The following is a 13,069-nucleotide window of genomic DNA, read 5'->3' as shown; positions in this document are numbered from 1 at the left end:
CCTCTTTGGGTATAAAGAAACGTAAACCGCAACCGAGATCCGAAAGGAGCTGCTTATGAAGAAAACAACCATGGATATTTACAAGGCCATGTTTCCCAGTTTACTTATTTATCTTTTCATCGTCGCGGGATTTTCCCAAATTTTCGACATGATGGGCCTGGGCACCGACGCCTTTATGACGCCTGGGGCCAATCCCGCCATGCCTATGCCGGAATTTCACTTCGGCACCATGGCCGGCGTATCCCTTCTCGTTCACATCATCTACTTTATCGCCGTGGGCCTCGTGGGCTATGGGCTGATTCTTATGATCTATCGCATGGCCCGCTACGGCACGGATCCGGAATTTGTCGACGCCTTTTACTTTTTTAACGCCAAGGCCGGCTCCACCATCGGCACCTATATCATCCAAAAAATTCTCACCGTCGTTTTTTTCCTCTTGCTCGTTGTGCCGGGGATCATCTTTTCTCTGGCCATGGTGCCCTTAGGCGCCGTCATCGGAATCGACGGCATTCGCGGGCGAGAAGGCGCCTTTACGCCCATTAAGGAATCCTGGCAAATCACCAAGGGCCACAAAGGCATGATTTTCGGCCGCATGGCCATCGTCGTCATCATCGTTCTCGTGTTTTCCGGGGGCATCGGCGTGGCCGCTGCGGCATCGGGCATGACCCAGGGCGCGTTGATGAAGGTGTTGAGTGTCGTGAGCACGGTCATCTTCGGCCTCATTAGCTACGTCGCCGTGGTGGACATTATCCGGGAGCTGGTGGCGCGCGGCGCATTCGATGAGATCGACCCGATTTATGAAGAAATCGAGGATGAAGAAATCCAAGGGGAGGTTCTATGAGTTACTTAAAAGTTGAAATTTTTGTACCGGAAGATTTCGTCGTGGAGCTCGCCAATGATTTAAACGAAGCGGACATTTTCCGCGAAGGCAATTACGACTACACCTTCAGTCTGACGAAGGTGGAAGGCCACTGGCGGCCCCTGGAAGGCGCCGATCCCTACGACGGTGTCATCGGTCAGGTGCAGACGCGGGAGGAAATGAAAATGGAATTTCGCATCGCCGAAGAGGACCGGGAAGAAGTGCAGCGGATCATCGACCGCATCCACCCCTACGAGGTGCCCGTGGTCAATTACATTCCCCTGGCTTAATCGAGAGATTTTCGAAGAGAGTGCCTGCGGGCACTTTTTTCTTGCGTCTTTTGAGGAGTTAAGAAAGAAAGGAAAATACTATGCTTACGATCGGCTACCACACCTCCACGACGTCGGGTTTTGTAAAGACCATGGAGGAAGTGAAGACCTATGGCGCGAGTACATTTCAGTTTTTTACGCGCAATCCCCGGGGCTCCAAGGCCCGGGAGTTGGATATGGCGGATATGGAAAATTTTATTCGGGAGAAAAAGGATTTCGGTCCCGTCGTCGCCCACGCAGCCTACACCATGAATCTGGCCTCGAGCCGGGAGGATGTGCGGAAGAAGAGCTTCGAGATCTTCACCTCGGACATGGCTCTTCTCGCCCACTACCCGGAGGATACGGTCTACGTCTTTCATCCGGGCAGCCACACGAAAGACGGTGGGTCGGTGGGCGTGGAGCGGATTATTCGCGCCATGGATCAGGCGAAGGCATTGTTTCCCCATCGCGCCATTTGCCTCGAGACCATGAGCGGCAAGGGCACGGAAATCGGGTATCGCCTCGAGGAGATCGCACAAATCATCGACGCGGTGGCTTCGGAGGATGTGGGCGTGGTGTTGGACACCTGCCACTTGTTCAGCGCCGGCTACGATCTGTCGGATCCCGAGAATTTTTTTACGACTTTCGACGAATTAATCGGCGTTGAAAAAATTAAGGCCGTTCACGTGAACGACTCCCTCACCCCATTCGGCGCAAAAAAAGATCGCCACGCACCGGTGGGTGCGGGCGAAATCGGTTTGGATGTGCTCGGGCGGTTTCTCTATGCCGATCCAATTAAGGACCTTCCCATGATTTTGGAGACGCCGGGGGATCCCGAAGATCACGAAAAAGAAATTCAGCGCCTGGTCGCCTTCGGTCAATCCATGTGATTGGCCATGGTGGCGGCGACAGCTTTTTTCCAGCGGGCGCGTTCCGCGGTGAGGTCGGCGCCGGTGGGGGCGAAGACTTGGGCCTTTGAGGCCCGTTTTTTTATGTCCGCAATGTCCTTGTAGAGGCCGCAGCCCATGCCCGCCATAAAGGCGGCGCCCAGCGCCGTGGTCTCCACCAGCGCCGGCCGGTGGACGGAGCGGTGGATGGCATCGGCCAAGGTACGCATCAAATAATCGTTGTGGCTTACGCCGCCGTCCACGAGAATGCGGTCGTGGCTCGCCTTTAAATCTTTTTCCATGGCGTCGATGACATCGGCACTCATGTAGGCGATGGCGTCGAGGGCCGCCTTCACCAGGTGGGCCTTGGTCGTAGAGCGGCTGATGCCGAAAATGGTGCCTCGGGCCTCGGGATCCCAATAGGGGGTGCCCAGGCCCGTAAAGGCCGGGACGAAGACCATGGGATTTTTCTCCGTCACGCTTTCGGCCAAGGCCGCCGTCTCATCCGGGGAGGCGATAAGGCCCAGATCGTCTTTCAGCCACTGAATCACGCTGCCGCAGGCGAAAATGCTGCCCTCCATGGCATAGACAGGCCCCTCGCCGATGTCCCAGGCGCAGGAGGAGAGGAGGCCGTGTTCGCTGATAATGGGCGCATGCCCCGTGTTCATCAAAACAAAGGCGCCGGTGCCGAAGGTGCTCTTCACCTCGCCCACCTCGAAGCACTGCTCGCCGAAAAGGGCGGACTGTTGATCGCCGATCATGCCCGTAATGGGAATGGAAATGCCGAAGTGTTCCGCCAGGGTATCGCCGAAATGGGCCGCCGTGGGAAGCACTTCCGGCAAGCAGGCCCGGGGAATGTTGAAAAGATCTAAGAGTTCCTCGTCCCAATCCAGGCTGTGAATATTAAAGAGCATGGTGCGGGAGGCGTTGGAAATATCCGTGCGGTGCACGCCGCCGGTGAGGTGGTAGAGGAGAAAGCTGTCCACGGTGCCGAAGAGGACTTCGCCTTTTTCCGCCTTTTCCCGGGCGCCTTTTACGTGGTCGAGGATGTAGGCGATTTTTGTGGCGGAGAAGTAGGCGTCCACCTCCAGGCCCGTCTTTTCCCGGATCATGTCGCCGTAGCCCGCGTCTTTCACGGCCTCCGCCCGATCGGCGGTGCGGCGGCATTGCCACACAATGGCCGGGGCGATGGCGCGGCCCGTGTTCTTGTCCCAAAGAATGGTGGTCTCCCGCTGATTGGTAATGCCCATGGCCACGATGTCTTTTCGATCCACCTGAGCTTGGGCGATGGCTTCGGCGCAGACGCCGACGGTGGTGGCTAAAATTTCCGCGGGATCCTGTTCCACCCAGCCCGGGTGGGGAAAGAACTGGCGGAAGGATTTTTGCGCCACGGAGATCACCCGGGCGTCTTCGTCAAAGAGAATGGCTCGATTGGACGTGGTGCCCGCGTCGATGGCCAGAATGTATTTCATGATTCACCTCGGTTTAGAAAAATTCCCCGCAACCGCGGGGAAGAAACAACTTACGCTAAGAAGGGCAAGGCCAGTTTTAAGGCGATGCCGAGAACAGCGCCCAGCATAATGAGCTTGATGAGGTCCATTTTTTTCGCGTAGAGCACGCCGCCGACGATAAAAGTAATGAGGGCGACGATTTCCAAATTACCCCCTTCCGGCCACAGGGCGTTTTTAAACATGTCGTAGGAGGCGATAAAGATCAGGCCGATGATCCCTGCCTTGATCCCCCGAAGGAGCATGTCCATGAGGCGGAAGGTGCGCTGTTTCGTAAAGAGGAAGTAGGCCAGGGTAAGGATGATGATGGTTTGCGGCGCCGTCACCCCCGCCGTCGCCACCACCGATCCCACGGGCCCGGCCACTTGGGCGCCGACGAAGGTGGCGCTGTTAATGGCGATGGGACCCGGGGTCATTTGGCTGATGGTCACCAGATCCGTAAACTGGGTCATGGTGAGCCAGCCTTCCTGCTCCACGATAAACTGCTGGATCAGGGGAATGGTGGCGTAGCCGCCGCCAAAGGAGAAGAGGCCGATCTTAAAGAATTCAAAAAATAATTTCGCAAGTAACACGGCGGCCTCCTAAATGTCCAGGCGCATGTCTCCGTCGGCGATCCAGCCCCGCTTTTTCATGGCGCGGTAGACGATATAGCTGATGAGGCCGGGCAGAATCACGTGGAGGGCGAGGATCACGAGGATGAGCTTCGAAAAGGGCATGGCGCCTTCCATGGCTTGAATGGTGCCGATCTGTCCCACGAGGCCGCTGGTGCCCATGCCGCTTCCCAGAGGCGTGTTCTTCAGCTTAAAGACCACGGTGGAAAGGGGCGCGATCACGGCGCCGGCCACGGTGGGCGGAATCCATATCCTGGGATTTTTCACGATATTGGGCATTTGAAGCATGCTTGTCCCGAGGCCTTGGGCGAAGAAGCCGTCGAAGCCGTTGTCCTTAAAGGAGATCACGGCAAAGCCGATCATTTGCGCCGAGCAGCCGATGGTGGCCGCTCCGCCGGCGAGGCCCGCCAGTGAAAGCATCATGCAAATGGCGGCGCTTGAAATGGGCAGAGTGAGGGCGATGCCCACGATGGTGGCCACTAAAATGCCCATGACGAAGGGCTGTTGTTCCGTGGCGGCCATAATGAGTTTGCCCACGCTTTCCATAAGCCATTGAATGGAGGGGCCCACCAAGACGGCGATCAGGGTCCCGGTGAGGACGGTCACCGCCGGGGTGACGAGAATATCCACCCGGGTTTCCTTGCTGATGAGCTTGCCCGCTTCCGCCGCCACAATGGCCGCGATGTAGACCGCCACCGGGCCGCCGATGTCGTAGCTCGCAGCCCCCACCACGGAAGATGCGAAGAGCACCAAGGGCGGCGCGTCAAGGGCAAAGGCGATGGACATGGCGATGGCGGGGCCTGTGGCCGCCTGAGCCATGGGCCAGAGGGTGTCCGTTAAAAAGGGAATATTCAGCTGGGAGCCGATGGTGTTTAAAATGGTGCCGATCAGCAAGGTGGCGAAGAGGCCGTAGGCCATGGCCCCCAAGGCGTCGATGCCGTAGGTCTTTAAATTCGGGTGCACGTTCTTCTTGTGCAAAAACTCTTTCATCAGTGTCCTTCTTTCGTGTGATCTTCAAATTTCGTAATGCAAATGCCGCTGAAACCCAAAAGCAAAATAATCAGTGCCGTATTAATGTCCGTGAGCATCCCCAGGGCCGTGGCCACGAGAATCATCACGACGGAAAAGCCGTGGTCGTCTTTTATGGCCCGCTTGCCCATGCGGTAGGTGGTGAGAAAGAGCACGGCGGAAATAATGCCGCTGATCCCCACCAGAGCCGCGTTGACGTAAAAGTTTGAGCGGAACTGGCGGTAGGCCATGTTAATGGAGAGAATAATCACCAGACAGGGCAGCACGCTTGCGATCAAACACACCATCGCCCCCGCCGGGCCCCGCAATTTGTATCCCGTCAAGAGGGAGGCGGAGATGGCCATGGCGCCGGGCCCCGATTGGGCCAGGGCCACGATGTCCAACATATCGTCTTCACTAATCAGGGGCTGGTGCTCAACAAATTCGTCCCGAATAATGGGCACGATGGTGTAGCCGCCGCCGAATGTAAAGGTGTTGATCTTTAAAAAAGTAAAAAATAATTTTTTCAGAGAAATCGTCTTATCCATGCATGACCTCCTGTTCAATAGTATACTGTAAGGAGAATAGCGCTTCAAGAAAGGAAGGGACGCAAATGAATATTGGCATTATCGGTCTCGGCAACATGGGCCGGGCCCTCTACGATTTATTTTTAGAAGAAGGCCACGAACTTTTCGTCGGCTGCCCCCACGAAAAGGACATCGCCACCTTCCAAACGAGGGACAACGCGGATGTCGTGGATCGTTCCGACATTTTGTTTATCGCCACCAAGCCCTACAAAGTGGAGGAGGTTATGGAAGAGATCAGCCCGAAGGTGGAAGGGCAGATCATCGTGTCCATGGCTGCCGGAGTGAGCCTTAAGCGCCTGCAAAAAATGGCGCCCACGGAAAAAATCATCCGCATCTTGCCCAACACTCCCATCGCCGTGGGGCGCGGCGTCATCGCCTACACGCCGGGCTACGACATGAGCGAGGAGGAAAAGGCGTCTTTTGAGGATCTCTTAAAGGGCGCGGGGGAAATCATCGAGGTGGACGAAAAGGATCTGGACATCGTCACCGCCTTAACCGGTGCCACCCCGGCCTTTGTGGCCATGGCCATCGAAGGCTTTGTCGACGGCGCCTGCGCCTGCGGCATGAAGCGGGAATTGGCCTACGTCATGGCGGCGAAAGCCGTGGCGGGCACCTGCGATCTCATGACGGAAAAGGGCCTCCATCCCGGCCAATTAAAAGACGGGGTCACCTCTCCGGCCGGCGCCACCATCGAGGGGGTCATGGTGTTGGAATCCATGGCCATGCGCTACGCCTTCGCCCAATCCATTATAAAAACCGTGGAAAAGGGAAAAAATCTGTAAAATTCCAACCTTTCGGTGGGAAAATCCCCCGGCATGTGTTAAGATAATTCATCGTAAAATGAAGAAAAGAGAAGAGAAAGGGAGGGACAATGAAACGAGAAAATGTAAATTTAACGGAAGGCGTGATCTGGAAAAGCCTTCTCACTTTCACGCTCCCTCTCCTTCTTTCCGCTTTACTGCAGCAGCTTTATAATACCGTGGACCTTTTAATCGTCGGCCGCTTCGCCGGAAAGATCGACATGGCCGCCATCGGCGCATCCGGCGCCATTACCGTTCTCGTCGTGGCCCTGTTTATGGGCCTTTCCACCGGGGCCTCCGTCTTGGTGGCCCAGCACTACGGCGCGAAGGACCGGGCCGCCCTTTCCAAGGTGGTGCACACCAATTTCGCCATCGCCCTTTACGGGGGCCTGGTTCTTACGATCTTCACTGTGATCTTCACGCCGCAGTTTCTCGCATGGATCGACACGCCGCCGGAAGTGATGGGCCCGGCCGTGCGCTACATGCGCATTCTTTTCGCGGGACTCATTCCCGTCATGGTCTACAACATGGGCTCGGCGGTGCTTCGAAGCGTCGGCGACAGCGTGCGCCCCTTCAATTTCCTCGCCATCGCCGCGGGACTGAACATCGTCCTCGACCTGATATTTGTCGGCGCATTTAAAATGGGCGCCGTGGGGGCGGGGATCGCCACGGTCCTGGCCCAATCCGTGTCGGGGATCCTCGTTCTGTTGAGCCTCCTAAAGACCACGGACATCTACCGCCTGCGCATGAAGCGCATCCGCTTCCACAAAGAAACATTAAACCACATCGTGGCCATCGGCCTGCCCGCCGCCGTCTCCGGGGGCTTAATCTCCCTGTCCAATGTCATTATTCAGGCCCAGATCAATGTCTTCGGCGCCCAGGCCATCGCCGGGGTAGCGGCGGCGAGCCGCGTCGACGGCTTCGTCTTCACATCCCTCGAGGCCTTCGCACTGGCCATTACCACCTTTGTGGGCCAAAACATCGGCGCGAAAAAGCCGAAGCGCCTGAAGTCCGGCATCATCACGGCCCTGGTCATGACCCTTCTCTTCGTGGCCTCGGTCTCTTCGATCCTCGTCATCTTCCGCACGCCTCTTATGAAAATCTTCACGTCGGAAAAAGACGTCATCTTCTACGGAACGAAAATGATCGTGATCCTGGCGCCCTTCTACGTCATCTTCTCCGTGACGGAAGTCCTTTCCGGGGCCATTCGGGGAAGCGGTACCGCCGTGCCCATTATGATCATTACCTTAATCGGCATGTTTATCATTCGCCTCGGCTGGATCTTTACCGCCATGCCCATGTACAAAACCATCGATATTATCTGCTGGAGCTACCCCATCAGCTGGGTCTTCACCTGCATCTTGACCCTGATTTATTACTTCAAGGGAAAGTGGCGAAAGAACATGGACGTGCCGGAAGCAAAAAAATAAAAGGTTGTCGCAAAATTGCGGCAGCCTTTTTTATTTCACCGTGCATAAATTTCCTTCGCGGATATAGTTCAATTCGCTTTCTTCCAACAAGCCTTCCCACCAAGCGGCGATAAGGGCGTCGTAAAGTCCGGCCTCGTCGTAGTATTCGCCGTGGACGTCCCGGGTGATGCGCCAAGCAAAGCCTTCTTCCGCGTCTTCGGGCATGTGAATGCGGTCGCAGGGCATGCCGTTTAAAAAGCGGCCGTCGTAGAGGAAAAAGGCCTCTTCGGCGCTTCCCGAAAAAGCTTCCTTTCGGCCGAAATCTTTTACGGCTTTGAAAAGGCCGACCCGGTCTTTTTTCGCCAGGGCGCAGGCCGCAAAGGCCAGGCGCTTTTCCGCCAGCACCACCCGCTCGGCGAGCCAGCCGTGAATATTTCCCTTGTCGATCACCGCCTCCAGTGGCTCTTTTTCGATGGAGGGGAAATTTTCCTCCAAGGCCCGGGCCGTGGAGGGATCTTTCTCAGCCAGCGCGGTGGCCAAATCGTCGGTGTAGTGGATTTTATCGTACATCACTTGATGAATCGGTGCTAAAAATAAACTCATGTATCCTCCTCGTCTTTCTCTTTTCTTCTATAATAAGACCTCTCGGGTTTTGCCGCCGTAACTTTCGTTACGAAGAACGAAAAAGCGCAGCAGCCGCAGAAGAAAAGCAGATGATCCGCCGGAGAAAAGGCGGCGCGAAAGGTGAGGGGCAGGGCGTTATGTACGCTGTGAAGAAAAATCGCCGTGGGAAGGCCCGAGACATCGTAAACAGAATCGATCAATAGGCTCAAGGCGGTGGCGTGAAGGATTTGAACGGCCGTATAATCCGCCGACGGGTGAAAGGGCATGTGCCACAGGCCCCAGAGCAGGCCCAAAAACAGGGCGGGGAAAAAGCCTGAGCCCAATTTCTTTCGCAAAACCTCTCTCAGAAACGCCTCCTCCGATGCCACGAAGATGAGATTTGTGAAGGCGTAGGACAAGGCCGGGGCGAGGGCCGCGGGATCAAAGGTGCCGCGAAAGGCCAAGAGGCCGCCCTGAAAAAGCAAGAGAAAGAGAATGGCGGGCAGATAAAATGGCCGCTTCATGTAATAAAGGCCGTAGGCAAGGAGAAGAAGAGAGGCGGAGAGGGCCGCCGGCGCCCCGTTTATTTCAAGAAGGGATAGGGCGAGGGTAATAAGAAAAAAGGCGAGGGCCGCGATTTTGATTCGGCGGGGCTTCTCCCGAGACCACAACAGCCCGGGCACGAGAAGGGCCGCGTTTTGCATCTTGTAAAAAAGGATCGGCGCGAGAAAGTAGAGGACAATCACAGAGACAAGAGGGTTCCCAAGCCCGGTTCCGCCGCCAAGGCGTCGGCTACATCGGCCAGGGCCTCTTCCAGGCGGTCCATGCCCTTGTGCTCCAGGCGGCTCGTGGGACCGGAAAGGCTTACCCCGGCGATGAGCTTGCCTTTAAAATACACGCCCTTGGCCATGCAGGTCAGGCCGTATTCGTACTCTTCCCGGTCGTGGGCCGTGCCCGTTTCAACTACTTCCTGCAAATCCGCGACCAGAGCCTCCTTCGTCGTCAGAGTGGAAATGGTGCGGGGAGCGAGTTCATGGCGACCCAGGTACAAATCCAAATCCTCCTCCTCGTATTCGGCGAGAAAAATCTTTCCAATGGCGGAGCAATACAAAGGGGCCACGGGGATCAAGTGGCGCATAATATAGAAATCTTCCCCGGCCACCGTGTCCAGGACCACGATGGTGTCGTCGGCGCAAATCCCCAGATTTAAACTTTCTCCCGTGGCGGCCACGGCCCGCTCCATAATGGGCCGCGTCACCGTGGTGAAATCCCAGCGATTCCTGACCTCGGCGTCGTAGGGAATAAAGCCCAGGCCCAATCGGTAGCGATCCTCACTGTCCTTGGCCACGAAATGCTCCTTCTCCAAGGTGTAGAGAATTTTAAACACGCTGGCCTTGGGCAGATTCAGCCGGTTCGCAATGTCGCCGGTGCCGTGAGCGCCGCCGTTTTCCAAGAGAAAATGCAAAATTTGCAGCGCCTTTTCCACCATGGGCACCGTGTAGTCCGTTTTTTTTGCCATTCCGCGAAGCCTCCTTTATAATAGAACCATTCCTGAAAGGATTATAAAATTCTTGCAATAATTTTAGTATAGCAGAAAACGAAGCCACAGAGGAGGAAGCATGATGAAGCCCTTAATTTCGAAAAAATATGCAGCCCACGGATCCGGCGGCCTGGCGGCGGGCGCCGACTTAGCCAAGGCCCATCCCGATGTGGTGGACTTTACCTTAGGCGATCCCGACCTCACCACGCCTGTGGCCATCATCGACGCCGCGGCGGCGGACGCTCGGGCCGGCCACACCCACTACACCGACAGTCGAGGCGACAGCGAACTCATCGCCGCCATTGTGGATTTTCAAAAAGAGGAATACGGCGTCCGTCTCTCGCATGAAAATGTCTTCATCACCACCTCCGCCTGCCACGGCATGTGGCTGGTGCTGGAAACCATGCTCGATGAAGGCGACGAAGTCATGATCATCGAGCCCTACTTCGCCCCCTACGCCGATCAGGTGAAAATGGCCGGCGGCGTGCCCGTGTTCATTCCCACGGATCCCGACGAGGGCTTTCGCCCGAATATAGATGTGATTCGCGAAAAGGTCACGGACAAAACCAAGGCTCTGATCGTGAACACTCCCAACAATCCCTCGGGCCTGTGCCTGAAAAAAGAAGAGCTGGAAGCCTTCGGCCGCCTGGCGGAAGAAAAAGACTTCTATTTAATAGCCGACGATATTTACACCGCCTTCTCCTACGACGGCCCCTTTGTGCCCATGGCGTCCCTGGACGCTTGCAAGGACCGCACCATTACCCTGCGCTCCTTCTCCAAAAACTTCGCCATGACCGGCTGGCGCATCGGCTACATCTTAGGGGAGAAAAACTTCATCGCCGCGGCGAAATCCGTCAACGAAAACAATGTCTACACCGCCCCGGCTATCTCCCAGCGCGCCGCCCTCTACGCCCTCGCCCATCGCGAGGATCTGCAACCGCCGGTGGTGGAAGAATTTAAAAAGCGCACCTTCCACGCCTACGAGCGGCTCAAGCGCCTCAAAAACATCCGCATCGCCTACCCCGCGGGCACCTTCTACCTCTTCGTGGACATTCGCCCCACGGGCCTTACGGAAGACGAAGTGTGGCAAAAACTTTTCGACGAAGCCCACGTGCTTACCGTGAAAGGCTCCGCCTTCGGCGAAAGCGGCCGGGGATTTCTGCGCCTCGCCGTCACCGTCGGCGTGGATGCCATCGACAAAGCCTTCGACCGCATCGAAAAAATGGAAATCTTTCAATAACATATACAGAAATCAGAACCACCGGCTTAGCCGGTGGTTTGTTTTGCCCCTATAAGGGGCTGTTACCGGCAGCACTCTCGTGCTCTGAATTTCTTCCTCTTGCAACAATTCCCCAGTTGGCGCTAAAGCGCCTATTCTCATACTTTATTTGACCTGCTGACCCGTAAACGGATCGATGAATTCCTTCATGCTTATCTGATCCGCCATATAATCTTCTTCCAATTGGTTTTTGATATATTCTTGGATTTTTTCGCATTTTTTCCTGCGGTATCAACGTAATACCCTCTACACCAGAAATGCCTATTTCCATATTTGTACTTTAGGTTTGCGTGTCTATCAAATATGATTAAGCTACTTTTTCCTTTTAAGTATCCCATGATTTGAGATACGCTATATTTCGGTGGAATTCCCAGCAGCATATGTATATGATCCGGACAACATTCCGCTTCGATTATATTTATTCCTTTTCTCTCGCATAGGTCTCTTAATGTTTTTCCTATGTCTTGTTTCAATTTCCCGTATATAACCTGCCGCCTATATTTTGGCGCAAACACAATGTGATACTTACAATTCCAACTTGTATGTGCTAAGCTGTTCTTATCCATATGGATACCTCCTTGATATTTTATTGCCGATAACACAATAATTTTATCATAGGAGGTTCTTTTTTTACTTAAAGCTAAAGCTTTTTACGCCTACCACCAGCATAGCTGGTGGTTTATTCATGCTAAAGCGCACAATAAAAAAGACGCCCCTCCGAAGAGGGGCGTCTTTCGCTCTATTAAACAAAGGAGCACCATCAGACATAGATGAATGGATGTAGGATTCCCTACGCCCCTATTCTATCAGAAAACGGCGTAAGAAGGTAGCCTATAGATAAAAGGTTTGAAATTCCGTAGATATTCTCCGCCGCCGAAAGTATTATTGACCGCTTTTTTATTGCGGATTTATAATAATAAGGTAAAAGCGCCCCGAAACCGGGAAAGGAGAGAATACCCGTGCAAATAAATAAAATCTTCGCTATTATTGCATTTGCCTTTGTCCTATTGAATTTGGAAGGCATTCTTTGGAAGAGCCGATGGGTTGAAAAACATGAAAAAATGATCCGCCTTGTGGCCGCCGTCGTCATGTTGTGCTTTGGACTCTACTATTTGTTTCAATAAAAAGAGAAAAACACCGTTGACAGAACACACCCTCGATGCTACTATATACAAGTCGCCTCGAGCGAGATAAAGCTGTCGAGAAAAAGTTGAAAAAACATCTTGACAGACAGAACTCGACGAGGTATGATATAAAAGTTGTCGCGTAAGACGCGTCAAAAAACTTTTTACAAAGATTTAAAAAGTGCTTGACAAAACGTCCTCTGCGGGATATACTAAATAAGCTGTTTCGTAAGACACAGCGCTGAACCAAGTTAATTAAATGGTATAAGAGATTAAACCATAACAATCTATAAGCTTAAAGCGGAACACAGTCAGTGGATCCGAGCTAAGCAAACTCAAAGTTTTTATTGAGAGTTTGATCCTGGCTCAGGACGAACGCTGGCGGCGCGCCTAACACATGCAAGTCGAGCGATGAACATTGAATGATCCCTTCGGGGTGATTTCGATCGGATTAGCGGCGAACGGGTGAGTAACGCGTGAGGAACCTGCCTCTTACAACGGGATAGCCTCGGGAAACCGGGATTAATACCGTATAAGACTCCGACA

14 protein-coding genes, 1 rRNA gene and 1 pseudogene (1 of these 16 cut by a window edge) are annotated in these 13,069 nt (G+C 54.4%); 8 read left to right on the top strand and 8 right to left on the bottom strand.

Translation table 11 applies throughout. The features are described from left to right. Positions 1–55: 55 nt before the first annotated feature. From OCV31_RS07730 to OCV31_RS07720, 3 genes are all read left to right on the top strand, one after another. A complete protein-coding gene (locus OCV31_RS07730) occupies positions 56–841 on the top strand; it encodes a hypothetical protein (RefSeq protein WP_148474040.1) in 786 nt (261 codons plus the stop codon). Beyond that, positions 838–1,149 carry a divalent cation tolerance protein CutA gene (cutA, locus tag OCV31_RS07725; RefSeq protein ID WP_148474038.1) on the top strand — a complete coding sequence of 104 codons (312 nt, stop codon included), beginning with the start codon at positions 838–840 and terminating at the stop codon, positions 1,147–1,149. Before OCV31_RS07730 ends, cutA begins: the two co-directional genes overlap by 4 nt. A gap of 80 nt (positions 1,150–1,229) precedes the next feature. Continuing rightward, positions 1,230–2,057, top strand: coding sequence for a deoxyribonuclease IV (locus OCV31_RS07720; RefSeq protein ID WP_148474036.1), 828 nt, complete (start codon positions 1,230–1,232; stop codon positions 2,055–2,057). Here the strand turns inward: OCV31_RS07720 and glpK are convergent. The 4 genes from glpK to OCV31_RS07700 are packed head-to-tail and all read right to left on the bottom strand — an operon-like array spanning position 2,045 to position 5,729. Then, positions 2,045–3,526: a glycerol kinase GlpK gene (gene glpK / locus OCV31_RS07715; RefSeq protein WP_148474034.1), complete on the bottom strand. Its 1,482-nt coding sequence runs from the start codon at positions 3,524–3,526 to the stop codon at positions 2,045–2,047. The two genes, OCV31_RS07720 and glpK, sit on opposite strands and share 13 nt — an antisense overlap. Positions 3,527–3,576: 50 nt before the next feature. Then, positions 3,577–4,134, bottom strand: a complete 558-nt coding sequence (locus OCV31_RS07710; protein ID WP_148474032.1) for a chromate transporter — start codon at positions 4,132–4,134, stop codon at positions 3,577–3,579. A 9-nt stretch (positions 4,135–4,143) separates the two neighbouring features. Then, the gene (locus OCV31_RS07705; protein WP_148474030.1) at positions 4,144–5,163 is read right to left on the bottom strand and encodes a PTS transporter subunit IIC; all 1,020 of its coding nucleotides are present in this window, start codon (positions 5,161–5,163) and stop codon (positions 4,144–4,146) included. Beyond that, positions 5,163–5,729 (bottom strand): chromate transporter, encoded by a 567-nt coding sequence (locus OCV31_RS07700; protein WP_108832151.1) that lies wholly within the window; start codon positions 5,727–5,729, stop codon positions 5,163–5,165. Before OCV31_RS07700 ends, OCV31_RS07705 begins: the two co-directional genes overlap by 1 nt. A gap of 65 nt (positions 5,730–5,794) precedes the next feature. Between OCV31_RS07700 and proC the strand changes: the two genes are divergently transcribed. Both proC and OCV31_RS07690 read left to right on the top strand, forming a co-directional pair. Continuing rightward, on the top strand, positions 5,795–6,550 hold the full coding sequence (gene proC / locus OCV31_RS07695; RefSeq protein WP_267303886.1) for a pyrroline-5-carboxylate reductase: 756 nt from the start codon (positions 5,795–5,797) through the stop codon (positions 6,548–6,550). 89 nt (positions 6,551–6,639) lie between these two features. Next, positions 6,640–7,998, top strand: a complete 1,359-nt coding sequence (locus OCV31_RS07690) for an MATE family efflux transporter (protein ID WP_148474026.1) — start codon at positions 6,640–6,642, stop codon at positions 7,996–7,998. 30 nt (positions 7,999–8,028) lie between these two features. On the opposite strand, the gene OCV31_RS07685 is transcribed toward OCV31_RS07690, so the two are convergent. The 3 genes from OCV31_RS07685 to OCV31_RS07675 are packed head-to-tail and all read right to left on the bottom strand — an operon-like array spanning position 8,029 to position 10,099. After that, positions 8,029–8,580 (bottom strand): hypothetical protein, encoded by a 552-nt coding sequence (locus tag OCV31_RS07685; protein WP_148474024.1) that lies wholly within the window; start codon positions 8,578–8,580, stop codon positions 8,029–8,031. Next, entirely contained in the window at positions 8,577–9,326 is a 750-nt protein-coding gene (locus OCV31_RS07680) for a CPBP family glutamic-type intramembrane protease (RefSeq protein WP_148474022.1), read from the bottom strand. The genes OCV31_RS07685 and OCV31_RS07680 overlap by 4 nt, the downstream gene beginning before the upstream one ends. Beyond that, positions 9,323–10,099 carry an IclR family transcriptional regulator gene (locus OCV31_RS07675; RefSeq protein WP_148474020.1) on the bottom strand — a complete coding sequence of 259 codons (777 nt, stop codon included), beginning with the start codon at positions 10,097–10,099 and terminating at the stop codon, positions 9,323–9,325. Before OCV31_RS07675 ends, OCV31_RS07680 begins: the two co-directional genes overlap by 4 nt. A gap of 100 nt (positions 10,100–10,199) precedes the next feature. On the opposite strand from OCV31_RS07675, the gene OCV31_RS07670 reads away from it, so the two are divergent. Next, a complete protein-coding gene (locus OCV31_RS07670; RefSeq protein ID WP_267303885.1) occupies positions 10,200–11,360 on the top strand; it encodes an aminotransferase class I/II-fold pyridoxal phosphate-dependent enzyme in 1,161 nt (386 codons plus the stop codon). A 144-nt stretch (positions 11,361–11,504) separates the two neighbouring features. Here the strand turns inward: OCV31_RS07670 and tnpA are convergent. Further along, positions 11,505–11,965: pseudogene (gene tnpA, locus OCV31_RS07665) on the bottom strand (IS200/IS605 family transposase). A 393-nt stretch (positions 11,966–12,358) separates the two neighbouring features. Here tnpA and OCV31_RS07660 point away from each other — a divergent pair. Then, on the top strand, positions 12,359–12,523 hold the full coding sequence (locus OCV31_RS07660) for a hypothetical protein (RefSeq protein ID WP_267303884.1): 165 nt from the start codon (positions 12,359–12,361) through the stop codon (positions 12,521–12,523). 343 nt (positions 12,524–12,866) lie between these two features. Continuing rightward, positions 12,867–13,069 (top strand): 16S ribosomal RNA (locus tag OCV31_RS07655) (it continues 1,368 nt past the right edge of the window).

This window comes from Aedoeadaptatus acetigenes, from assembly GCF_025566985.1.
Taxonomy (GTDB): Bacteria; Bacillota; Clostridia; order Tissierellales; family Peptoniphilaceae; genus Aedoeadaptatus; species Aedoeadaptatus acetigenes.
The sequence above is the reverse complement of the archived record's forward strand: the minus strand, read 5'-3'. Positions and strand labels throughout refer to the sequence as shown.